Origin of the sequence: Microbacterium sp. C448, from assembly GCF_000582705.2 — a bacterium.
In the GTDB taxonomy this organism is placed as follows: domain Bacteria; phylum Actinomycetota; class Actinomycetes; order Actinomycetales; family Microbacteriaceae; genus Microbacterium; species Microbacterium lacus_A.
The window spans coordinates 1-22,866 of record NZ_HG779784.1; the positions used below are offsets into that span (position 1 = coordinate 1).

The window sequence follows — 22,866 nt, forward strand, 5'->3', positions numbered from 1 at the left end:
GGCACTGACTTTCGCCCAGCGTCATGCCGCTTCGAACCTCGTCGGAGCCTTCGAGGGCAGCCGAACCCGTTCCGGAACCACGCCTGTCAGCGGGTTGGGCGGCGGATGGAGCCAGTACCAATCGAGCCCCGAGTCAGGGTCCCGCTCGCGAGTGATGCGCCAGCCCTGATTGTGCAGCCGGAGATGGCAGTTGCGACAGAGCGGGACGCCGTCGTCCACATCGGTTGCCCCGTGGTCCTCCCACCAGTGTTTGATGTGGTGGTACTCGCATTGCGAAATGGGCGCGATGCACTCGGGCCAGATACATCCCCCATCGCGCGCAGCGATCGCGATGCGTTGCCTTCGGGTGAAGAGTCGATGCTCACGGCCCACATCGAGCGGTCGGCCGAACGAGTCCCGACTGATCTCCACCGCGCCGGCGTCACAGAGATAGGTCTCGACCACTCCGCCGGGCAGCGCCTGACCACCGTCCTCAAGATGGCCGACGCCCGCAACCCTCTTTCCGCCAAAGGAGTCTGCGCCTTCCATCCCTGCGCTCTCGATCGCCGTGGCCTCGAGCAGGATGCGCACCCCGGCCTGCCGGTCGCCGAATGACTGATTCGGATCCGCGGCAGCGCCCGTGCGCAACACGGCCATCACCGTGTCGTACTGCAGCTGCTCATTCGTTCTTTCGTCAACGGCCGAGTCGGCACCCCGTTCGGGCGCGTCCTCTCCCACGAATCGCGGTCCGCGCCGCGGCCTCAGCGACGCCTGCAGAATCGCATGGACCCATGCCGCAGCGTCGTCGTCGAAGACGATCCGGGCGTGGTGCTGTCCGTTCTCGTCGATCCACGCGCGAAAGGATCGCGCCGCGAAGCGCTCCTCGAACCGCAGTGTGACGCCGACGGGGTCGAGTCGGTCTCGCGCGGTCCGGGCGGCCGCGCGAAGTTCTTCCACCGGTAGATGCCCGGACTCTTCGATGAGCAGCGCCACCGCCCGCGCCCAGGCCTCGGGCAGGAACGCGGGGTCCAGCTCGGGATAGCGCTCGACGGGCGGCTCCCCCAATCCCGTTCTGATTGCCTGGAACTGCGGCGAGCTCAGCGCCCCAGATGTCAGTGCGCCGCGGAGCATCGACAGCCACGTGACCGCCCCGTGACCCGCTCTGTGACCCGCCACGGGTGGCGTATTCGGACCGACCGGAGCACCCTCGACCGCTCCCTCGCTTCGAAGCACGGGCACCAGCTCTTCGCCCGTACGCAGCGACCGACCGACATCTCCACGAGACTGCCCCGTGATGTTCTGCACGAGGGATGTGACATTGCGATGCCCCTTGCGTTGCGCAAGTCCCGCGTACCCCAGCTCGCGTGTCGACCGGTGCCCAACCTCCGCGGTCGCGGCCGCGACGATCAGATCGAGGGCTTTGCGGGCGTCAGCTGCGTCGGCCAAAACGACGAGAAGCGTGTCATCGTCGGTCTCCCGCACGAATTCGGTGAACTCGCGATCGACCATGACCCCAGACATCCGCTCCACCGCACTGGTGAGGCGCGGAAGCGGCGACGGGACATCCGAGGTCATAGAACAAATGTACGAATGACCACCGACATTGATGGGCCGGATCCGCACCATCCCGGCATTTCGCAGGTCACGAAACCATAACGAAGGAGGGAATGTTCAGGATGAGCGGCGGACAAAGCGGGCCTACACCGCCGCTCACGCCTGGCGCAGGATCTTCTCCATCTTCTTGCCGCGCGCAACTTCATCGACGAGAAGGTCGAGATACCGGATCTTCTGCATCAGTGGGTCCTCCACCTCGTGAACACGCACGCCGCAGATGGTCCCGGTGATCAGGGCAGCATTCGGGTTGAGCGTGGCGTCGGCGAAGAACTGCTCGAAGGTCGTCCCATCGGCGAGGTGCCGCTCGAGGGTCGGTTTGTCGAACCCCGTCAGCCACTCGATGACTTCGTCCACCTCGGCCTGAGAGTGTCCCTTGCGCTCGGCCTTCGCGACGTAGTGCGGGTACACCGCAGATACCGCGGTGGTGAAGATACGGTGCATGCCGCGAGCCTAGTCAAGCACCTCCGACACCGCGCACACTGGCTTCATGAGCGCCGCACCGTGGGTCCTCCACGTCGACCTCGACCAGTTCATCGCGGCGGTCGAAGTGCTGCGCCACCCGGAACTCGCGGGCAAGCAGGTCATCGTCGGCGGGCGCGGCGACCCGACCGAGCGCGCGGTCGTATCAACCGCTTCGTACGAGGCACGCGCGCTCGGCGTCGGATCCGGGATGCCGCTGCGGATCGCCGCTCGGAAGGCCCCGGACGCGGTGATTCTGCCCGTGGATCGCGCGGCCTATGACGCGGCCTCCGCGCAGGTCATGGCCGAACTGCGCGCGCAACCCGGCGCGGTCGTGCAGGTTCTGGGGTGGGATGAGGCGTTCGTCGGGGTCACGACGGAAGACCCCGAAGCGTATGCACGAAGCATCCAGGCCGCTGTCCTCGCGCGCACCGCACTGCACTGCAGCGTCGGCATCGGCGACACGCTGGTGCGCGCGAAGGTCGCAACCGGATTCGGCAAGCCCCGCGGCGTCTTCCGGCTCACCGCGGCGAACTGGCTTGAGGTGATGGGAGACCGCCCGACGCTCGAGATGTGGGGTATCGGGTCGAAGATCTCGAAACGGCTCGCGACCCTCAGCATCCGTACGATCGGCGAACTCGCCATCGCGGACGAGGGCGCGCTTTCCGCCGAATTCGGACCGCGCATGGGTCCCTGGTACGCGCAACTGGCGCGTGGCGAAGGCTCGGCAACGGTGGACGACGCCCCCTACGTGCCGCGCGGGCACTCCCGCGAAACGACCTTCCAACAGGACCTCGAAACACGCGCGGAGATCGAAGACGCGGCGCGGATGCTGCTCGCCCAGGTGCTGGCCGACGTCGGGGCGGATGCGCGGCCCGTCGTCGGGCTGGGGCTGAAGGTGCGCTACGCGCCGTTCGTGACGAAGACGTTCACGCGGAAAATCGCGGCGACAACGGATGCCTCGATCGTGACGTCCGAGGCGATGACGCTGGTCGCAAAGATCGCGCCCGACAGGCCCGTGCGACTGCTCGGCATCCGCGCTGAGATGGCAATGCCAGACGAGGCGCGCGAGGGCCACACCGCGACCCGCAGCGGGTGGTGATGTAACTTCGCGTGCCACCAGCGCGAGAGGAGGGCTTCGGCCCGGGATGAGTACCCTGGCCGCGGCTCGGTCCTCTCACCGGCCCGAAGTCCTCACCTCGTGCTGCCCGGCGGGCCAGCACACGGAGCCCCGGCACGGTCGCTGCGGCCTCAGCCGGCGCCCGGCCCCCGCCGCATCCCGGCGAACAGCGCGTGCAGCAGCGGCAGCACCGAGCCGGCCATCAGCACGGTGCCGAACACCGGGTCTTCGGGGCGGAGCACGGCGCCGCCGATGAACAGCCCGGCGAACAGCACGGCCGAGACGACCCGGCGCACCATCCGCTCCAGACGAGCCACGCGCCGGTCGAGCCGCGGAGTGTCGACCGAGATCTCGCCGTCCTGAACGCGGGTGACGAGTTCATCGAGGCGCCGCGGGAGTCGCACCGCAAGACCCGCGATCGACGCGATCTCTTTGCCCACGGCCTGCGCGATGTTGCCGCGCTCGTCGCGCAGCAACTGCGCCGCGTACGGCTCGACCGAATCCCACAGGTTGAACGCGGGGTTCAGGCCGCTGCAGACGCCCGATGTGAGAGATGAAGCACGGATGATCAGCAAGAAGTTTTCGGGAAGCTGGAACGGCAACGACCGCACGACGTCCCCGAATTGGATCGCGAAGTCGCGAAACTCGCGCGGGTCGACCTCTTGCAACTCTGCGAAGCCCATGCCGCCGAACCGCGCGAACAGCGCCGTCATGGCCCGCTCGAGCTCGCCGGTGTCGGCCGAGGGCAGCAGCACGCCGACCTCGCGAATCGCGTCGACGAGTCCTCGCCCATCGCGCGACGCAACGGCGATGAGCAGCTGCCGCATCCCTCGGCGAAGCCCGGGGGGCACCTCGCCCATCATCCCGAAGTCGATGAAGGTGAAGCGCCACGCGGGTGATGACGGCACAGAACCGGATGCCCCGGGCCCGGGACCCGAGCCCGCCACAGTCCCCGTTCCCCCGGCTCCGGAGCCCGCGGCATCCGGCATCAGCGTCACGAAGACGTTGCCGGGGTGCGGGTCGGCGTGGAAGAAGCCGTGGTCGAACAACTGGTCGAACATGACCGACGCGAACTCGCGGGCCACCTCGTCGGGGTTGATGCCCGCGGCGCGGAGGCCGTCGTAGTCGTTGATCTTGATCGCCGTGACGTCCTGCAGTGTCAGGACGCGTCCGGTCGAGCGCTCCCACACGACCTCCGGCACGGCCACCCGCGGGTCGCCCGCGAAGTCGCGCGCGAAGCGTTCGGCGTTGGCGGCCTCGTGAACGTAATCGATCTCTTCGAGGCTCGTCACGGCGAACTCTTCGACGAGCGCGGGCGCATTCACGCGGGTGTAGACGAGGCGGATGCGGCTCAGCCATCCGCCGACCTTGCGAAGCGCAGCCAGGTCGACATCGACGATCTGCTGGATGCCCGGTCGCTGCACCTTGACGACGACCGCGTCGAGCCCCGTCTCGCTCGCGTCGAGCGCCGACAAGCGCGCGCGATGAGCCTGGCCGAGGGATGCCGCGGCCACCGGTGTCTCGTCGAACCACGAAAATGCCCGCTCGAGCGGCATGCCGAGCTCTGCCTCCGCGGCCGACCGAATGCGATCGAAGGGCACGGCAGGAACCTCGTCCTGCAAGCCCTCGAGCTCTTTCGTGATCTCGGGCGGCAGAACGTCAAGGCGCGAGGACATGAACTGCCCGACCTTGATCATCAAGCCACCGAGGTCGACGGCGAGCCCGTGGAAGGCCCGAGCGAACCGCTTCATGCGTTTGTTGCGCGTGCGCACCGCGATCCGGGTCAGGCCGATGCGGGGCAGCACGAGTTCGAACCACCACGTCTGTGCGAGGAAGCGCGCAGCGAACCGCAGGATGCGCCGATACCGGGCGCGCATGGCGCCGGCATCGTACGCATCGGTCTTGTTGACGACCCTGCCGCTCACTGTGCTCCCTCGGGACGCCTTCGCGCCGAGGGCACTCCGGTCAGTCCTGGGCGAGGATCGAGTAGAGCTTACGACGCGCGTCTTCGAGAACGGCGACCGCCTGCTGTACCTGCTCCGGCGTACCGGTGCGGGCGACCTGAGCCGCCGCCTGGGCGAGCTCGACGCCGGCCTTGGGCAGGGCCGTCGCGCGACCGCTGCTCTCGCGGGCGCCGGTGCCGGTTCCGGATGCCTGCCACGGAGCCGGACGCTCACCCGCTGCATCCGCTTCCGCGCGTCCCGCCTCGGTGAGCGCGTAGGTCTTACGACCGTTTGCCTCTTCGGCGGTGACGAGGCCTTCGTCGGTCAGCAGCTGCAGGGTCGGGTAGACCGAGCCGGGGCTGGGCTTCCAGCTGCCGCCGCTGCGCTCTTCGATCTCGTGAATGATCTGGTAGCCGTGCATCGGGCTCTCGGCGAGCAGGGCCAGAACGGCCGCACGCACATCGCCGCGGCCCATACGGGCCCCACCCTTGGGCATCACGCGACGCTCGAACTCGTCGCGAAGCTGCTCCATCGCATCCCAGATTCCGGCGCCGGTCTTGCCGAAGCCCGAGCCGAGTCCGGCGCCGAAGCCGCCGTTGCCCACGCCGCTTCCGCCGCCGAATCCGAAGCCGTTGGTTCCGAATGAATCGCTCATCATGACCTCCATGCGGTGTCGATTGCCGCCTATCTAACGATACTCAACGATATGTCGCTGAGGGCCGCTTCGATATAGGGATGCCTGTGAGATTGCCGTGCTCGCGGACCGCGCACTCAGGGCCTCTGCGTCGGACACACGGTTCGCAATTCAGTCCCGCCGGACTCGTAATCCCGGCACGCCCTCCTGTTTCAGCGGGCGCCCGTGTCTGCCCTCAACGCGCAGACTGAATTGTGAACGCGGACGAGATGAGACCTACCCGGTGGCGCTGGTCCAAGCTGGGCCCGATGCCCCCGCCGGGCGCTACCTCAAGCCAGCTCGGTGACCCCGAGGATGCGGAGCGCGTCGGGCACGGCCTGGTCGGCACGGCCGCGGATGTGCTCGGTGTCCAGGCTCGCGACCGGGTGCTGCACCATGACGAACTGGAAACCCGGGAATCCCTGCACCTCGGCCATCGCCCGTCCCGACATCGCGAACGAGTCGGACGTGATGCTGACGGTCGGGATGCCTGCGCGTTCGAACATGATGCCGTCCGCAACCGTCGCCGCACTGCAGGACCCGCAGTCGCCCACGGCGGTGATGACGATGTCGACCTCCGACACGATCTGCTGGAACAGTTCGTCCTTGACGGGCGTGCCGAAGTAGTCCTTGACGTAGTGCTTGATCTCGCCGATGCCGTAGTCGCGCTTGAGGTCCGCGGCGATCTCGTCGAGCAGCAGTGTGGAGTTGGGCTTGGTGTTATCGAGCAGGCCGACCGTCAGCCCCTTGAGGGTGACGGGGCGCGGCGAGAGCGTGCCGTCGCTTGCGCCCTCGGCTGCACCGGTCGGGTCGAGGAGCGCTTCGCGTGTCGAAGTGGTCATGGTTTCCTCCAGGTCTCGCGGCGATCCGCCGTTGGCCGCCGTCAGTGGCCAGCATTGGCCTCTGGGTTCTACGGTGCCGCGCCGCCTCCCGGCAGCGCAGGCGGATTTTCATCTGTCGGAAAGCCGCGTGGGGCACGGCGCTCGTGGTGGCGGCCGAAGACGCTCGCGGCGAGGCTGAGGACGAAGCATCCGAGCATCCCGAGCGTCATCGGCAGCGCGGTTTCGGGTCCGGCGAGCCCCCCGATGGGCGCGGCCAGAGCGCCGAGCGCGAACTGCACACAGCCCATGAGCGCCGCGCCGGACCCGGCCGCGAACGACACCCGTCCGAGCGTCAGCGTGGTCGCGTTCGCCATGACTCCCGCGACGGCGGCGCAGCAGACGACGATCAACACGGCGTAGGTGGCCACCGTGAGCGCGCCCAGCCACGTGATCACGACGAGCGCCGCAGTCGTGATGATCGCGACGGCAAGGTCGACCGCCAGCATCGTGCGCGAGCCATACCGCGCGGACAGCGGCGCGTTCGCCCAGCCCCCCGCGAAAACCGAGAGTCCGTATGCGGTGAAGATGAGCCAGAAGCCCCAGGGGCTGAGTCCCAGCACGTCCTGGGCCACGAACGAGGTCGCGTTGACGTAGACCGTGAGCCCCGCGAACACGAACGCCATGGTGAGGGCGAAAGCGACGTAGGCCGGGTCGCGCAGCAGGCGTCCGTACGATCCGATCATCGACGGCAACCGGAACGGAGCGCGCCGAGCAGCGGGCAGACTCTCGGGGATCGCCACGACCGCGATCACGAGGTAGGCGACGCTCGCGACAACCGTGCCGACGAGGATCGCGCGCCACCCCGAGATCTGGAGCAACACGGTCCCCGAGAGCGAGGCGAGCAGCGGCCCGACAGCGAGTGTCCCGATCAGGATGCTGTAGGCGCGAGAGACCTGAGTGCCCACGCCGATGTCCGAGACGATGGCCCGGACGATCACGACGCTCGCCGCCGCGCCGAACCCCTGCAGCACGCGCCCGAGGATCATGACCTCGAGGGTCGGCGCCGCCGCGACGAATGCGCTCGCGGCCGTCAAGACAACGAATGAGAGAACCAGGACCCGCCGACGGCCGAGGCTGTCGGAGAGCGCCCCGACCACGAGCTGACCGACCGCGACACCGAGGAAGAATGCGGTCAGCGCGAGCTGGATACCGACGATGTTGGTGCCCAGGTCGTCCGCCATGATGCCCAGCGCGGGCAGGTACATGTTCGCCACGATGGGGTTCAGCGTCATCAGAACGCAGAGCACCACGAGCAGTCCGGGAGTGAGCCGCGGCGCGCTCTCGCCCCCGGCACCTCCGCCGCCGAGTCGGTCGAACGGGCCCATGCGCACCTCCTCGTCGCGGCATCAATTTACGCATTGCGACCTATCGTCCGCAATGCGTACACTCGATGGTGTCGCATCGTTCGGTCAGATCCGGATGCCCCGCCGCGACGAGAGGACAAAGATGCCCGCTTTACGCAGCAACCTGCCACCGACATCGGCACTCGCCATCGCCCGCCGTGCGCACTACACGGCGCTCGGGATCCCCAAGGCCGACTGGGAGAAGCCGAAGGTCGCGATCGTCAATACGTCGTCCGACCTCGCCGCGTGCTTCTCGCACCTGGACGAGGTCGCCGCGCGACTCAAGCACGAGCTGCGAGACGCCGGACTCCTTCCCTTCGAGATCCGAACGACCGCACCGAGCGACTTCGTGACGAGCGCGGGGCGCGCGGGACGCTACATCCTGCCGAGCCGCGACCTGATCGTCGACGACATCGAGGCCGCCGTCGAGGGCGCAAAGCTCGACGCGATGATCTGCCTGTCCTCGTGCGACAAGACGACACCCGGCCACCTGATGGCGGCCGGCCGACTCGACATCCCGACGATCATCATCCCCTGCGGCTACCAGCACTCCGGGCTGGCCGAGGGCCGCACGGCCGACATCGAAGAGATCTTCCTGCACGCGTCTAAGGCCGCGGTCACGGGTGAGTCGACGGACGAGCTCGAGCTGCTCGCTGAAGATGCCATCCTCAGCCCGGGCGTCTGCGCGGGCCTCGCCACCGCGAACTCGATGCACATCCTCGCCGAGGCGCTCGGCATGGCGATGCCGGGCTCCGCCCCCGTGCGGGCGCTGAGCGAGCCGATGTGGGACACCGTGAGCCGCTCGGCCCATGCCCTCGCCGCGCTGATCGAGAACGACATCCGCCCGCGCCAGATCATCACCGAGGGTTCGGTTCGAAACGCCGTCCGCGCGATGCTCGCGATCGGCGGGTCGATGAACACCATCAAGCACCTCCAGGCGATCGCCATCGAGTCCGGACTCGACGTGGACGTGTGGGAGTTGTTCCGCCAGCTCGGTCGAGAGACGCCACTGCTGTGTTCGGTCCGGCCTAACGGCCCGCGACTCACGGAAGAGTTCGAGGACGCCGGCGGTGGTGCGACGATCATCCGGGAACTGCTCCCCCTGCTCGATGGCACTCAGCTGACGGTGACGGGCGCGACAGTGGCCGAGAACTCGGCGCTCGCCAAGCCCGCAGACGGCGACGTGATCCGCAGCATCGACGATCCCTTCGGAACCGATCCTGCGATCAGCGTCTTGAAGGGCACGCTCGCCCCGGGCGGCGCCGTCGCCAAACGCCCCGTGCCCGACCCGGGACCGCACACCTTCCGCGGCCCCGCACGCATCTTCGGCACGCGCGAAGAGGCGATCGCCGCCATCTCGAGCGGGCGTCTGCAAGAGGGTGACGTCGCCGTCATCCGCGGCATCGGTGTGACGGGCGCCCCCGGCCTCGGCCTGACCTCGGCATTCATCTTCGCCCTGCACGCGCGTGGGCTCGCCCACAGCGTCGCCCTCGTGACCGACGGGCAGTTCTCGGGCCTGGTCAACCAGGGCATGACGGTCGGCGAGGTCTCACCCGAGGCCGCGAGTCCCGGCTCCCCCCTCGGACGCGTCCGCGACGACGACCTCATCGAGATCGACGTCAAACGCGGCACCGTCGACCTGCTCGTGGACGCGGATGAACTCGCGGCACGCCCCGACTACGTTCCGCCCGTCGATCGCGACACGGGCCACGGGTATCTCGACCAGTACGAGGCCCTCGTTCAGCCCCTGTCTTGCGGCGCCGTGCTGTGCGCGCGGCCCTGTTCCACGAACCCCTCCCCTGTCAAGGAGTCAGCATGACCACCTCCCCCGCACACGGCACGATCCGTGAGCCCGAGCGCAACATCCCCGTCATCGGCGAGTACGACGTGGTCGTCGTCGGTGGCGGTCCGGCCGGGCTGATGGCGGCGACCGCCGCATCGCGCGCCGGTCGTTCCACTCTGTTGATCGAGAAGTACGGATTCCTCGGCGGCGCCGGCACGATGGGTGGCCTGGCCACGTTCTGCGGCATGCACGCACGGGCGTACGGCACCGACTTCCAGTCGGTGCACGGCTTCGCGGATGAACTCCTCGACCGGATGCGTGTCATGGACGGCCTGAACGATGTGCACCTGTCGGTGGACAACCGCATCCAGGCCCTCTCGTACGACATCTCGGCGCTGAAGATCGCCGCCGACGAACTCGTCGTCGCGGGCGGTGCCGAGTTGCTGTTCCACACGTCGGTCGCGGATGTCGTCATGCGGGATGAGAAGACGATCGATGCCGTCATCGTCGAGTCCAAGTCCGGGCGCGCCGCGGTTCGGGGCCGGTTCTTCATCGACGGATCCGGCGACGGCGACCTGGCCGCGTGGTCGGGCGCGCCGTTCGAGGTGAGCGAGCACCTCATGTATCCCTCGCTCATGTTCCGTATCAACGGCGTGCATCCCGAAGAAGCCGGTGAAGCGTGGAAGACCGTGCGGCGGCTCATGGAAGAGGCCGAGGCTGCCGGCACGCATCACTTCCCCCGCAAGAAGCCGATCGTGCGCCCCCAGCGCAACCCGCTCGAGTGGCGCTCGAATCTCACGCAGCTCTCGAACGAGGATGGCTCGGCGATCGACGGCACCAACGTCGACCAGCTGACCCGCGGCGAACTGCAGGGCCGCCAGCAGGTCAAGGACACGTTCGCGTTCATCAAGCAGGTGACGCCCGGGTTCCAGGACTCCTACGTCGTCGACATCGCCCCGTCGATCGGCATCCGAGAGACTCGACGCATCATCGGGGCGTATCAGCTCACGCAGGAGGACGTCCTCGAGTGCCGTGACTTCGACGACACGATCGGTGTCAACGGATGGCCCGTCGAGGCGCACGTCGTCGGCGACGTCGTGTTCAAGTTCGCGCCCGAGGACTCGCGCGGTTACAACCAGCTTCCGTACCGGATGATCGTGCCCCAGGTCGTCGGCAACCTCTTCGTCGCCGGGCGTGCCGCGTCGATGACGCAGGGCGGACAGTCGTCCGGCCGCGTCACGGGACCGTGCTGGGTCATGGGTCAGGCGGCGGGCACCGCGGCCGACCTGGCACTCTCGACCGACGGCACCACTGCCGGCGTCGACGTCCCGACGCTCCAGCAGCGGCTGGAGGCGGACGGCGCGTACCTCGGCACGCGCCTTCCCGAGGGCATCGCCGTCCCGGTGCCCTGACCCCCGCATCCGACGCGCGAGACTTCACCTATGTCCCTTTTTGAGGGCCAATTCGTGACATAGGTGAAGTTTCGCGCGCGGGCTCAGGGGTCAGCGTGCGCCCGCGCGGAACAGCTGCGGATTGGCGTTGCGGTAGGCGCTGGCGATGTCGGCGGCCGTGGCGAAGAGCACGGGGATGATCACGTCCCGCAGGCTGTCGGCGGTCTCGCGGACCGTCGTCGACGAGACGGCGAGCCCGCCCACCGCGCGGCCGTCGATGATGATCGGCACCGCCGCGGCGACCTGCCCGGGGTGCAGCTCCTCCATCGAGATGTCGAACTGGTTCGCGCGCACGTCGGCGAGACGCGCGCGCAGGCGCCCGGCATCCGTGACCGTCGTCGGGGTGTGGACCTCGAGCGGGGCGGTCGCGAGCAGCTCGTCCAGCTCGGCATCCGATAGGCGCGCCAGCAGCACCTTGCCGATGGCGGTCGCGTGCGCGGGCAGCCGGTTTCCGATCCGCACCGAGTCAGGCAGCGGTCGCCGATCCTCGACGCGCGCGACGTGAATGACGTCCATGCCGTCGAGCACACCGATGCTGCACGTCTCTCTCGTGCGCTCGACAAGATCCACCATGTATCCGTACGAGATTTCGGGTAGCGATGACGAGGCGAAGTAGCCCGATCCGAGTTCCAGGATGCGGGGGGTGAGGCTCCACAATCCGCCCGCCGACTCGGCATATCCCAGATGCGCGAAGGTCAGCAGGATGCGTCGTACCACCGGCCGAGCGAGATCAACACGTGCCGCGATGTCGGCGACGCTGAGCGGGCCCTGACGGTCGTTGAAGGCGCGAAGCACCTCCACCCCGCGTTCGATGCTCTGGATCCGGTCGCGCGATCTCTCATCCAGCATGTCAGCCCCTTCGCCATCTGGACGCTCTGCGTCCACCGGCACCATCCTAGGGATAGGGGGCGTCCAACCGTTGCGCAGCGAGCTCGCGGCGCGTCGGTCACTCACGGGACTCAGGCCACCGTCCGGATCGTGTTGGTGTCCCCCGTGTAGGTCTTCGCCTTCTGGATCTGCTCGTAGACGTGGTGCCTCAACTCGACGAACCGCGGGTCGGATCGCGTCTCGAGCTGGTCGCGCTCGGCGGGCAGATCGATCGCGAGGTCCTCGAGGATCACGGTGGGCGACGACGACAGGATGATGACGCGCTCGCCCAGGTACACCGACTCATCGATGTCGTGCGTCACGAACAACACGGTGAGGCCGAGCTTCGCCCACACCGAACGCACGAGGTCTTCGAGGTCGGCGCGGGTCTGCGCGTCGACCGCCGCGAAGGGCTCGTCCATCAGCAGCACCTCGGGCTGGTACGCCACGGCGCGAGCGATGGCGACGCGCTGCTGCATGCCGCCAGACAGCTGCCACGGGTAGGACTTCGGCACGTGCGCGAGCCCGACCGCCTCGAGCGCCTCGGCGACCCGCGCCTTGCGCTCGTCCTTTCCGACACCCGCCACTTTCAGCGGCAGCTCGACGTTCTCGGCGACCCGCATCCACGGGTAGAGCGAGCGCCCGTACTCCTGAAAGACCAGCGCCATGTTGCGCGGGGGGCCGTCCACGACCTTGCCGTCGAGGACGACCTGGCCCTTCGTCGCACCCATGAGGCCCGAGATGACCTTCAGCAGCGTCGTCTTGCCCGACCCTGATGGTCCGACGAGGCAGGCGAACTCGCCTTTGCGCAGGTCGAACGTGAGGTCGCGAACGGCCTCGACCCCGCCTCCACCCGTCGTGGAGTAGATCTTCTGGATCCCCTGAACCGAGAGGAGTACGGGGGCCTCGGCCCCCCTCACGTCAGCGCTCACTGGTTTCCACCTCTCGTTGTCCGTAGTACCAGCCCAGCACCCGACGCTCGATCACCCGGAAGATGAAGGCGAGCAGGATGCCGATGAAGCCGATGATGAAGATTCCGGCCCACATGGGTCCGGTCTGGAAGGTCTGTTTGAACAGCATGATCTGGTAGCCGAGCCCGTCGAGAGCCGCGTACAGCTCCGACACGACCATCAGGATGATCGCGATCGGCAGGGCGAGCCGGATGCCGGTCATGATGCGCGGCATCGAAGCGGGAAGCACGAAGTACCGCAGGCGTGACCAGCCACGCAACCCGTACGTGCGCGTCGTGTCGCCGAGCACCTGATCGACCGAGCGGACCCCGTCGATCGTGTTCAGCAGGACGGGCCACAGGCATCCGAGAAAGATCAGGAAGATCTTCGACCGGTCATCGATCCCGATCACGAGCAGCAGCACGGGCAAGAGCACGGGCGGCGGTACGGCCCGAACGAATTCGAACAGCGGACCCGTGAGCTTGCGAGCGACACGGCTGAGGCCGACGAGGATGCCGAGCAGCACGCCGACGATGATGGCACCGCCGAGTCCGACCCCGAGCCGGTAGAGCGAGGGGAAGACCTGTTCGACGAACAAAGGGCCGGCCCACACCGTCGTCAGGTCGGTCACCACGTTGACGGGTTTGGGGACGAACGGGTTCGTGTCGTCGAGGGTGGCGAACCACCAGAGCGCGATGATGATGATGGGCAGGGCGAGCGCCATGAAGACGCGTCGGGTGAGGGTGCGAGCGGTCACGGGATGACCTCCCCACGGACGGACGGATGCCACGCGAGCACCGAGTTCTCCAGTTGCCGCAGCACGAGGTTGATGATGAGTCCGAGCACGCCCGCGAGCAGGGCGAGGGCGTAGACGACGGGGGCGTTTCCGGCCGACTGATATTGCGCGATCATCTGGCCGACGCCGGGGGCTTGGACGACGATCTCGATCGTGATCGCGACCACCAGGGCAATGGTGCCGGAGAGACGGACCCCGGTCATGAGGTAGGGCAGCAGCGTCGGCCAGACGACGTAGCGGGCGCGGGCGAGCGGGCCGAAGCCGTAGCTGCGAGCGGTTGAGGCGGCGACCGGATCGACGTCGCTCACGCCGTAGACGACGTGGATCAGGATGACCCAGAAACACGCCCACACGACGATCGCGATCGTCGCGGTGGGCCGTACGCCGAAGATCACGATGGCGATCGGGATCAGACCGACCGAGGGGATCGGCCGGAGGAACTCGATCGTGGAGTGGGTGAATTCGCGCACCCACCGGTTCGATCCGATCACGAGACCGGCGACGATCCCGAAAACGAGGGAGATGGCGAGGCCGACGCTCCAACCGAGCATCGTGTTGCCGAGCGCCGTCCAGAACTGTGCGCGGTACTGCTCACCGAAGACGACTTCGACGACCGTCACCGCGACCTCGGTGAAGGGCGGCAGATATGTCGAATTCACGAGCTCGAGCCGCGAGGCCAGTTCCCAGACCGCGATGAACGCGAGGATCCCGAGGATGCCGAGGATCGGCGTCGAGATCTTGGTCTGGCTGAAGGCGAGACGGGTGGTATTGCTTGCGGGCGCCGCACGTGTCGGCATGCGCATCCTCCGTGAGGGTGGGGCGGTCGGGGGCCTGGCTGTGCGGGTTCGCGACCCCCGGAACATCCGGAAGCCGCGAACCCGCGTTGTCAGCGTTCTTACGCCGTGACGGTTAGGGGACCCACACGAGGCCGTCGAGGTCGACCTCGTTCTTGACGTAGCCGAGTTCGAACGACCAGTCGGCGATGGCCTGCAGGTTGTCGATCGTCAGCGGGAGCTTGCCGTACGAACCGAGTCGGATACGGGCTGCGAGCTCCGGGTCGATCTTGGTGAACTCGGCGATGTTCTCGCGGAGCTCTTCGTCGTTCTCGAAGGCGTAGGCGTTCGCCTCGTCGATCGTCGCGGCGACCCGCTCGTAGTACTCCGGGTCCTCTTCGACGTCGGCACGGAGGGCGTACCAGACGCCGGCGATGACGGCACTGTCGGACAGGGCCGTGAACGGGTTCGCGAGGGTGCGGAATCCGTTCTGCTCACGACCGAGGGTGCCGAAGGGCTCGCCCGCGACGAATGCGTCGATCGCGCCGCTGGCGAGGGCCGCCGGCTGGTCCGGAACACCCATCTGCACGTAGTTCACGAGGCTCGGGTCGCCGCCGTCCGCGGCAACCGCGATGTCGCCGAGCAACTGCGTGTAACCGCCGGGGGCGTTGACGGCGACGGTCTTGCCCTCGAGGTCCTTCGCCGATTCCAGCGGGCTGTCGGCCGTGACGAGCAGGTCGTTGATGCCGTTCTCCGGGTCGTCGGGCGTCGCGCTCGCCGCCGCGATGATGACCAGGTCGACTCCGTTCTCCACGGCCTGGAACACGCCGGTCGATCCGCCATAGCCGATCTGTACCTGGCCGGACTGCATGGCCTGGATGATCTCGGTCGACGAGCCTGCGGGCTGCAGCGTGAGGTCGAAGCCGTTCTCTTCGAAGACGCCGTTCTGCTGCGCCATGTAGACGGGTCCGATGTCGGTCACGGGGATGACACCGGCGACGAGCGGCTGAACCTCCATGGGCGCGTCGCTGGTGTCGGCACTGCTGTCGGTGCCGGCGTCGGTCTGGGCGCCGCATGCGGCAAGACCGAGGACGGCGAGGATGCTGATCCCCAGGGTGAGGGGTGCGCGGGTGCGTAGGGACTTCATTACTGCCTCCATTGCCAGTCGGGTTACCCCGCGCGCCACTGCGCGGGGCCCGGGCCCGGGGTGAATGCACTCCGTCCGGTATGGCCGGACACCTCGACTTCGACGGTGTCCGACGCAGGTGATGCTGCCACACCCGGAGGGCTCAAATCAACACATTGCGTACTTCTGTACGCAGAGTGGTGCAAACGACGGATTTCATGGCTATCGTTATCGCGACCCCGCACGTCGTTTCGAACAACGCGGGAAGTCCCCGTTTCAAAGGAGAAACCATGCCGATTCGCACGCGTGCGGCCCTCGTCCGCGAGCAGCCCGGACCATTCGAAGTCACCGACGTCCTTCTCGACGACCCGCGCCAGGGCGAGATTCTCGTGAAGATGGTCATGAGCGGTCTGTGCCACTCCGACTACCACCTCGTCACGGGTGACAGCACGGCGGGGCACCTGCCGATGGTCGGCGGGCATGAGGGAACCGGAATCGTCGAGGCGGTCGGACCCAACACCCCCGATTGGGCAGTCGGCGACAAGGTTGTCTTCTCGTTCATCGCCAGTTGCGGCAAGTGCCGCTGGTGCAACGAGGGGATGACGAACCTCTGCCAGCTCGGCGCGTTCCTGATGCGCGGCAGCCGCTTCACCGACACCGACAGCTTCCGTTTCTCGCTCGAAGACGGCACGCCCGTGGGCCAGATGTGCGGCCTCGGCACCTTCGCCGAGCACACCGTCGTCGACGTCAACTCCGCCGTCAAACTTCCCGCGGACGCTGATCTCGACAAGGTGTGGCTGCTCGGCTGCGGTGTCGGCACCGGGTGGGGCTCGGCGGTTTACGCGGCCGATGTCAGCCCGGGCGACGTCGTGATCGTCATGGGTGTCGGTGGCGTCGGCATCCACGCGGTTCAGGGTGCATCGCACGCCGGCGCGATGGCGGTCATCGCCGTCGACCCCGTCGAGCTCAAGCGCGAGACGGCCCTCCAGGTCGGCGCGACGCACGCGTTCGACAACATCGCCGACGCGGCCGAGTTCGCGCGCAGCATCACCGACTGGCAGGGCGCCGACAGCGCGATCATCACGGTCGGTAGTTTGCGCGGCCAAGATGTCGCCGATGCGTTCTACGCGATCCGCAAGGCGGGCACCGTCGTCGTCACGGCGATCGCGCCGAGCTCTGAGGTCAGCATCCCCATCTCACCGCTCGACATCACCCGCTTCCAGAAGCGCATCCAGGGCGCGATCTACGGCGCGAGCAACCCGCGCGCCGACATTCCCCGCCAGTACGCGATGTACAAGACGGGACAGCTGAAGCTCGACGAACTGATCTCGGCGACCTACGCACTCGACGACATCGAGCAGGGGTACGTCGACCTGATCGAAGGCCGCAACATGCGCGGTGGCATCGCGCACCCCGCATCCGTCATCCCGACTACCCCCGAGGACTGATCATGACAACCGCAACCACCACCCCGCGCTCCGTCTCTCGCGACAGCATCTTCGCGGGAGGCGAGTGGGTCTCACCCTCCACCACTGCCGAGATCATCCTGGAGAGCCCGGTCGACCTCAGCGAGGTCGGCCGAGCCCCCGACGCCATCGCCGCCGACGTCGACCGTGCGGTGGGTGCCGCCCGCGAGGCCTTCGACCACGGCCCGTGGGGACGCATGTCCCCCGCCGAACGGGCCGACTGGCTCGACAAACTGGCGGACGAGATGGAGCGTCGCGGCCTCGATACCGCTGAGCTCATCACGGCCGAGATCGGTCAGCCCATCTCGGTATCGCGCCCGTGGGCGAGCGTTCGACCCATCACGCATCTGCGCTACTACGCGAAGGTCGCGCGGCGCCCCGACTTCGAAGAGGAGGAGCGGCCGAACATCCACGGCAACGGCAACTCCATCATCCGTCGCGAGCCCCTCGGTGTCGCCGCCCTCATCGTGCCGTGGAACCATCCGCAGGCCTCACTGACGCTCAAGCTCGGCCCCGCCCTCGCGGCCGGTTGCACGGTCGTCATCAAGCCCGCCGCCGAGACGGCGCTCGATGTCTTCGCGTTCGCCGAGGCGAGCCTCGCGATCGGGATGCCCCCGGGCGTCATCAACATCGTCCCCGGTGGACGCGAGACGGGGCAGGCGCTCGTTGATCACCCCGGCATCGACAAGATCAGCTTCACCGGATCGGCCGAAGCGGGACGCCAGATCGCTTCCGCGGGCGGCCGGCGACTGATCCCCGTCACGCTCGAGCTCGGCGGCAAGTCCGCGGCGATCGTGCTCGAGTCCGCCGATCTAGACAAGGCCTTCACGAGCCTGCGTCACGCCATCTTCGATAACAGCGGACAGATCTGCGCGATGATGTCGCGCGTGCTGGCCCCCGCGAGCATGTACGACGAGGTGCGCGACCGGCTCGTCGCTCTGGCCGGCGATCTCAAGGTCGGCGATCCCCACGACGAGAGCACCGAGCTCGGCCCGCTCGTCTCGGGGCGCATCCACGAGCGCGTCTCGGGGATGGTCGATCGTGCCCGCGCAGCCGGCGCGCAGGTCCTCACCGGCGGACAGTCGCTGCCGAGCACCGGCTACTTCTACGCGCCGACGGTCATCACCGGCGCCGCGGAAGACAGCGAGATCGTCCAGGAAGAGATCTTCGGCCCCGTTGTGACCCTGATGTCCTACAACGGCGTCGACGACGCGGTGCGCATCGCGAATGACTCGCACTACGGACTGGCCGGCGCGGTCTACGGGGCCGAGGACGAGATCGTGGGCGTCGCACGGCGGATGCGCACGGGTTCCGTCGGTCTGAACGGCTACCGCCCCGACTTCAACACGCCCTACGGCGGGTATAAGGACTCGGGCCTCGGTCGCGAGTTCGGCGCCGAGGCGGTCCGCAACTTCCAAGAGGTCAAGTCGATCTGGCGCTGAGCCCCGGTGGGTTTGCACAGGACAGGAGATTCGGCCAGGACAGGATGCTTCGGCGCGTATCGTCCTGGCTCGGTCGGATCTCCTGTACTCAGCAACGGTCACTGAGCCTGTCGAAGTGACCAGCTCAACGACCGACCGCTAGTCGCCGCGGGCGATGAAATCGGCGATGCGCTCGCCGATGAGCACGGCCGTGGCGGCCGGTCCCCGCGAGGGGACGGTCGGCAGGATGGATGTGTCGGCGACTCGTAGCCCCGCGATCCCGTGCACCCGTCCCTGGCCATCTACGACGGCGCCCGGCGACCCGGCCGGACCCATCGGCGCCGTGCCGCACATGTGGATGGCCGTGCCGAGGTGTGCCCGGGCCCAGTCGTCCAAGCCATCGTCGTCATCGAGGGTCGCGTCGTCCAGTTCCGTCAGACCGCCGAACAGGGGCGCGAAGGCGTTCGAACGCAGCAGGCTCACGGCAACCCGCAATCCCTCGCGCATGCGGGCACGGTCGGACGGCGTTTCGAGGTAGCGGTAATCGATGCGGGGGCCGTCGTTGGGATCGGTGCTCACGAGCCGGATCGAGCCGCGACCCTCGGGCTGCTGCACCGCGACGATCAACTGCAGGTCGTCCCGGTGCGCCAACTGCGATGCCATCCGCCGGGCTGAGACTCCGACGAGCGCGCGGATCGTGCGCAACGGATGCCGCAGCGCCGCAAGCACCCCACTGCCGAGCGGGTGCGCGGAGCCGGTGAGCAGGTAGCCCAGAGGCTTCACGGACAGGAGGATCTCAAGATCGGCGTGCGGGGCCCCGGCCGAGGCGAAGTTCAGGCATGCGGGGAATGCGGCCCGATCCCCCGGGCTGCCGACGCTCGCGCGCGGACGCCACCCGACCGCGATATCCGGATGATCCGAGAATGCGGCCCCGACGGGCAGATCGGCCTCGACGGGAATGCCGAATCCCTCGAGCTGCTCGCGCGGTCCGACGCCCGACACAAGCAGAAGCTGCGGTGTGGCGACGGCGCCGGCGGCCAACACGACCTCGCGGGCTCTCAGCTGTTCACCGCCCGCGAGTTCGACCCCGACCGCCGTGCCGTCTTCGATCAGCACGCGCACGACGCGTGCGTCACCCCGCACCTCGAGGTTGGGTCGATCAAGCACCGGCAGCAGATAGGCGAGGCCGGTATTCCACCGCATCCCGCGATGCAGGCTCGAGGGCACCGGTCCCACGCCGGGCCGGCCGGGCACGTTCTTGTCGGGTTCGTCGGCGAACCCCTGCTCGAGCGCCGCGGCACGGAAGGCCGCGCTCAGTCGGTCGGTGAGCGCCGCGCGCTCGATGGGGATCGGACCCGCGTCGCCGTGGCGCGGGTCGTCGGCGAACGCGGGATCGCTTTCGAGGCGGCGCATCGCGGGGAGCACGGCCTCGTAGGTCCAGTCCGGTCCCCCCACTTCGGCCCAGGCGGCGAAGTCCTCGGGGGTCGCGCGCACGAAGTAGGCGCCATTGAGCGCGGTCGATCCCCCGAGGATCCGGCCCCGCGCCACGAGGTAGGGCAGCTCGGGGGTCAGGTGACCGAGGTAGGCCCAGTTGTGGGGGTATCCGGGCATCGCGCCCTGGACGGTGGATGCGTCGAGCAGTTCCGCCGGGTAGTCGCGTCGGCTGCGGGGCACCGGCCCCGCTTCCAGCACCAGCACGCGACGTTTCGGATCTTCGCTCAGGCGAGCCGCGAGCGGCGCACCCGCTCCCCCCGAGCCCACCACGATGACGTCGAGATCCGGGCCGTTCCCCTCGCCACTCATGAAGATGACACCTGGAACGAGGCTTCGAGACGGCGGAAAGCCCGATCGATCAGCGTCAGCAGATCCTCACTGTCGTGGTGCAGCCACTCCTGATACGCCGACAGGCAGAGGCCGAGACACGCCCAGGCGACGGCTTGCGGCCCGAGGTCGTTCACGTCCGCCCCGATTCGCCGCGCGACATACTCCGCGACAGCCGTGCGCCAGTCTCGATAGCGCAGCGACGAGTGCGCGACGAGGGCGGGTACCTCGAGAAGAAGGTGCATGCGCTCGCGGTGCAGCGCGATCTGCTCGGGAGGAAACCTGTTGAACTCGATGATGGCGACGCGCAGCGCCTCCATGACCGGCACATCGGGTCGCAGGTCGGTCAGGTGGCCGCGCATCATCGTCAGCAGAGCGTCGAAGTCCCCCCACGGCAGGTCGTTCTTCGAGGGGAAGTAGCGAAATAGCGTGCGGCGGCCGATCCCGGCGGCGGCGGCGATGTCGTCGACCGTGGTCTCGTCGTAGCCGCGCTCAAGAAATAGCCCGAGCGCGATGGTACTGAGCTCTCCGTGCGTCGTTGCCGGAGCGCGGCCGATACGGGGCGATGTCGTCACGGCGTGTTGTTCGCCTTCTGTCTTCCATTCGGCACTCAGTGCCATTAGAGTCGAGCGTACCGCGCACGGCGAAGGAGCCGTGGCGTTGTGAAGGAGCATCCCATGGATCCGCAGATCGTGAAGCCCGCCACGTCGACCGAGGCAGTCGCAGCCGACAGCCCCGTCGAATCAGACAGCCTCGTCGAGGAAGTATCCATCGACGGCATGTGCGGCGTGTACTGACGTGTTCGACCCCGACGCGGGGTGGACGCTGAGCGAGCAGGTTTCCGTCCGGCCCGAGCCGTTCGGAGCTCTGCTTTATCATTTCGGCACCCGCAAGCTGTCGTTCCTGAAAGACCGGACGTTGCTGAGCATCGTCACGTCCCTGTCGGACTCCCCCAGCGCTCGCACCGCGTGCGTCGCGGTGGGCGTCGCCGATGAGGACCAAGCGCGCTACCTGCGTGCTCTCGGGACTCTCGCTGAGTCTCGAATGATCGAACGACGACGTATCGAGGAGCACGCCGCATGACCATCGCACTCGAGTCCACGACTCTCGCGCCCCCGCGCGCACCGGCACCGCGACCCGAACGCCTCGTCGATCTGTTCGAGCGCGGTCTCGATGCCCCCATCTGCCTCACGTGGGAGCTCACCTACGCGTGCAACCTGTCGTGCCTGCACTGCCTGTCGAGCTCGGGTCGCCGCGACCCTCGCGAGTTGTCGACCGACGAGTGCAAGGCCGTCATCGACGAGCTGGAACGGATGCAGGTCTTCTACGTCAACATCGGCGGCGGCGAGCCGACGGTGCGGTCGGACTTCTGGGAGCTGCTGGATTACGCGACCCAGCACCACGTCGGCGTCAAGTTCTCGACGAACGGCGTGATGCTCACGCCCGAACGCGCTGCGCTGCTCGCCGCCAACGACTACGTCGACGTGCAGATCTCACTTGATGGCGCCACGCCCGAGGTCAACGACTACATCCGCGGCCCGCGCTCGTACGAGACCGCGATCACCGCGATGCGCAACCTCCGCGACGCGGGCATGAAGAATTTCAAGCTGTCGGTAGTCTGCACACGCACCAACATCCCGCAGCTCGACGATTTCAAGCGGATCGCGGACGAGTACGGCGCGCAGTTGCGCCTCACGCGCCTGCGGCCCTCGGGTCGCGGGGCCGATGTGTGGGACGAGCTTCACCCGACGCAGGCGCAGCAGCGCGAGCTGTACAACTGGCTGCTCGCGCACGCCGATGAGGTGTTGACGGGCGATTCGTTCTTCCACCTCTCGGCCTACGGCGAGTCGCTCCCCGGCCTGAACCTGTGCGGTGCGGGCCGCGTCGTCTGCCTGATCGACCCGATTGGCGACGTCTACGCCTGCCCATTCGCGATCCACGACGACTTCCTCGCGGGCAACGTGCGCACCCCCGGCGGCTTCACCGAGGTGTGGCGCGAATCCGAGTTGTTCCAGGAGTTGCGTGCACCGCAGACCGGTGGCGCGTGTGCGTCATGTGCATTCTTCGACACGTGCAAGGGCGGATGCATGGCGGCGAAGTTCTTCACGGGACTGCCGCTCGATGGACCCGACCCCGAGTGCGTCCAGGGCTATGGCGAAGAACTGCTCGCGGGCCGTCAGGACCCCGCGGGCGCTCCTCGTCCGAGCGGTGATCACTCGCATCGCACATCGCCGCCCCGGCCTCGGTCGAACAAGCCGGTTCCCCTCACCCTGAAGCGCCGCGACGACATCGAGACGATGCCCGTCAGCGCCTGTGCGTCGAGTCCGCTCGCCGGATTCGTGCCGCCCACGGCTTGATTCGACGCATCCGATTCCTTTCTGAGCACGACCCCCTTTCAGG

At 67.8% G+C, this 22,866-nt stretch carries 21 protein-coding genes; 8 read left to right on the plus strand and 13 right to left on the minus strand.

The genetic code is table 11. The features are described from left to right. Nucleotides 1-21 precede the first annotated feature (21 nt). Entirely contained in the window at nucleotides 22-1,554 is a 1,533-nt protein-coding gene (locus tag MIC448_RS13915) for an HNH endonuclease signature motif containing protein (protein WP_158497551.1), read from the minus strand. Nucleotides 1,555-1,689: 135 nt separating this feature from the next. Next, entirely contained in the window at nucleotides 1,690-2,034 is a 345-nt protein-coding gene (locus tag MIC448_RS13920) for a DUF2200 domain-containing protein (RefSeq protein WP_036300970.1), read from the minus strand. 46 nt (nucleotides 2,035-2,080) lie between these two features. Here MIC448_RS13920 and MIC448_RS13925 point away from each other — a divergent pair, with 46 nt between their 5' ends. Further along, the gene (locus tag MIC448_RS13925) at nucleotides 2,081-3,154 is read left to right on the plus strand and encodes a DNA polymerase IV (protein ID WP_036300972.1); all 1,074 of its coding nucleotides are present in this window, start codon (nucleotides 2,081-2,083) and stop codon (nucleotides 3,152-3,154) included. 149 nt (nucleotides 3,155-3,303) lie between these two features. Here MIC448_RS13925 and MIC448_RS13930 read toward each other — a convergent pair whose 3' ends face one another. From MIC448_RS13930 to MIC448_RS13945, 4 genes are all read right to left on the minus strand, one after another. Then, nucleotides 3,304-5,049, minus strand: a complete 1,746-nt coding sequence (locus MIC448_RS13930) for an AarF/ABC1/UbiB kinase family protein (RefSeq protein ID WP_051513994.1) — start codon at nucleotides 5,047-5,049, stop codon at nucleotides 3,304-3,306. Between the two features lie 88 nt (nucleotides 5,050-5,137). After that, the gene (locus MIC448_RS13935) at nucleotides 5,138-5,770 is read right to left on the minus strand and encodes a PadR family transcriptional regulator (RefSeq protein WP_036301018.1); all 633 of its coding nucleotides are present in this window, start codon (nucleotides 5,768-5,770) and stop codon (nucleotides 5,138-5,140) included. A gap of 308 nt (nucleotides 5,771-6,078) precedes the next feature. Further along, nucleotides 6,079-6,630: a UGSC family (seleno)protein gene (locus MIC448_RS13940; protein ID WP_036300980.1), complete on the minus strand. Its 552-nt coding sequence runs from the start codon at nucleotides 6,628-6,630 to the stop codon at nucleotides 6,079-6,081. A gap of 68 nt (nucleotides 6,631-6,698) precedes the next feature. Then, nucleotides 6,699-7,994: a multidrug effflux MFS transporter gene (locus tag MIC448_RS13945; protein ID WP_051513980.1), complete on the minus strand. Its 1,296-nt coding sequence runs from the start codon at nucleotides 7,992-7,994 to the stop codon at nucleotides 6,699-6,701. Between the two features lie 52 nt (nucleotides 7,995-8,046). Between MIC448_RS13945 and MIC448_RS13950 the strand changes: the two genes are divergently transcribed. Next, nucleotides 8,047-9,831: a dihydroxy-acid dehydratase gene (locus MIC448_RS13950; RefSeq protein ID WP_198517726.1), complete on the plus strand. Its 1,785-nt coding sequence runs from the start codon at nucleotides 8,047-8,049 to the stop codon at nucleotides 9,829-9,831. After that, nucleotides 9,828-11,207 (plus strand): FAD-dependent oxidoreductase, encoded by a 1,380-nt coding sequence (locus MIC448_RS13955; protein WP_036300983.1) that lies wholly within the window; start codon nucleotides 9,828-9,830, stop codon nucleotides 11,205-11,207. Before MIC448_RS13950 ends, MIC448_RS13955 begins: the two co-directional genes overlap by 4 nt. A 90-nt stretch (nucleotides 11,208-11,297) precedes the next feature. Here MIC448_RS13955 and MIC448_RS13960 read toward each other — a convergent pair whose 3' ends face one another. From MIC448_RS13960 to MIC448_RS13980, 5 genes are all read right to left on the minus strand, one after another. Then, entirely contained in the window at nucleotides 11,298-12,095 is a 798-nt protein-coding gene (locus MIC448_RS13960; protein WP_036301028.1) for an IclR family transcriptional regulator C-terminal domain-containing protein, read from the minus strand. A gap of 110 nt (nucleotides 12,096-12,205) precedes the next feature. Next, nucleotides 12,206-13,045, minus strand: a complete 840-nt coding sequence (locus tag MIC448_RS13965) for an ABC transporter ATP-binding protein (RefSeq protein WP_051513986.1) — start codon at nucleotides 13,043-13,045, stop codon at nucleotides 12,206-12,208. Then, entirely contained in the window at nucleotides 13,035-13,820 is a 786-nt protein-coding gene (locus MIC448_RS13970; protein WP_243420041.1) for an ABC transporter permease, read from the minus strand. Before MIC448_RS13970 ends, MIC448_RS13965 begins: the two co-directional genes overlap by 11 nt. Beyond that, complete coding sequence (locus MIC448_RS13975; protein ID WP_081766435.1) at nucleotides 13,817-14,656, minus strand: ABC transporter permease; 840 nt, start codon at nucleotides 14,654-14,656, stop codon at nucleotides 13,817-13,819. Before MIC448_RS13975 ends, MIC448_RS13970 begins: the two co-directional genes overlap by 4 nt. 112 nt (nucleotides 14,657-14,768) lie before the next feature. Further along, complete coding sequence (locus tag MIC448_RS13980; RefSeq protein WP_036300986.1) at nucleotides 14,769-15,779, minus strand: ABC transporter substrate-binding protein; 1,011 nt, start codon at nucleotides 15,777-15,779, stop codon at nucleotides 14,769-14,771. A 269-nt stretch (nucleotides 15,780-16,048) separates the two neighbouring features. On the opposite strand from MIC448_RS13980, the gene MIC448_RS13985 reads away from it, so the two are divergent. Continuing rightward, the gene (locus MIC448_RS13985) at nucleotides 16,049-17,206 is read left to right on the plus strand and encodes an NDMA-dependent alcohol dehydrogenase (protein ID WP_199484459.1); all 1,158 of its coding nucleotides are present in this window, start codon (nucleotides 16,049-16,051) and stop codon (nucleotides 17,204-17,206) included. 2 nt (nucleotides 17,207-17,208) lie between these two features. After that, a complete protein-coding gene (locus tag MIC448_RS13990) occupies nucleotides 17,209-18,666 on the plus strand; it encodes an aldehyde dehydrogenase (protein WP_036300988.1) in 1,458 nt (485 codons plus the stop codon). A gap of 138 nt (nucleotides 18,667-18,804) precedes the next feature. Here MIC448_RS13990 and MIC448_RS13995 read toward each other — a convergent pair whose 3' ends face one another. Together MIC448_RS13995 and mftR are read right to left on the minus strand one after the other, a co-directional pair. Further along, nucleotides 18,805-20,448, minus strand: a complete 1,644-nt coding sequence (locus MIC448_RS13995; RefSeq protein ID WP_036300991.1) for a GMC family oxidoreductase N-terminal domain-containing protein — start codon at nucleotides 20,446-20,448, stop codon at nucleotides 18,805-18,807. After that, nucleotides 20,445-21,086, minus strand: coding sequence for a mycofactocin system transcriptional regulator (gene mftR, locus MIC448_RS14000; protein WP_051513990.1), 642 nt, complete (start codon nucleotides 21,084-21,086; stop codon nucleotides 20,445-20,447). Before mftR ends, MIC448_RS13995 begins: the two co-directional genes overlap by 4 nt. 57 nt (nucleotides 21,087-21,143) lie before the next feature. On the opposite strand from mftR, the gene mftA reads away from it, so the two are divergent. From mftA to mftC, 3 genes are read left to right on the plus strand one after another with little or no spacing between them, the layout of a single operon-like run. Further along, nucleotides 21,144-21,263, plus strand: coding sequence for a mycofactocin precursor MftA (gene mftA / locus MIC448_RS14005; protein WP_081766437.1), 120 nt, complete (start codon nucleotides 21,144-21,146; stop codon nucleotides 21,261-21,263). Between the two features lies 1 nt (nucleotide 21,264). Beyond that, the gene (mftB, locus tag MIC448_RS14010; RefSeq protein WP_036300994.1) at nucleotides 21,265-21,549 is read left to right on the plus strand and encodes a mycofactocin biosynthesis chaperone MftB; all 285 of its coding nucleotides are present in this window, start codon (nucleotides 21,265-21,267) and stop codon (nucleotides 21,547-21,549) included. Then, nucleotides 21,546-22,823, plus strand: a complete 1,278-nt coding sequence (mftC, locus tag MIC448_RS14015) for a mycofactocin radical SAM maturase (protein WP_081766438.1) — start codon at nucleotides 21,546-21,548, stop codon at nucleotides 22,821-22,823. Before mftB ends, mftC begins: the two co-directional genes overlap by 4 nt. The last annotated feature ends 43 nt before the right edge of the window (nucleotides 22,824-22,866 follow it).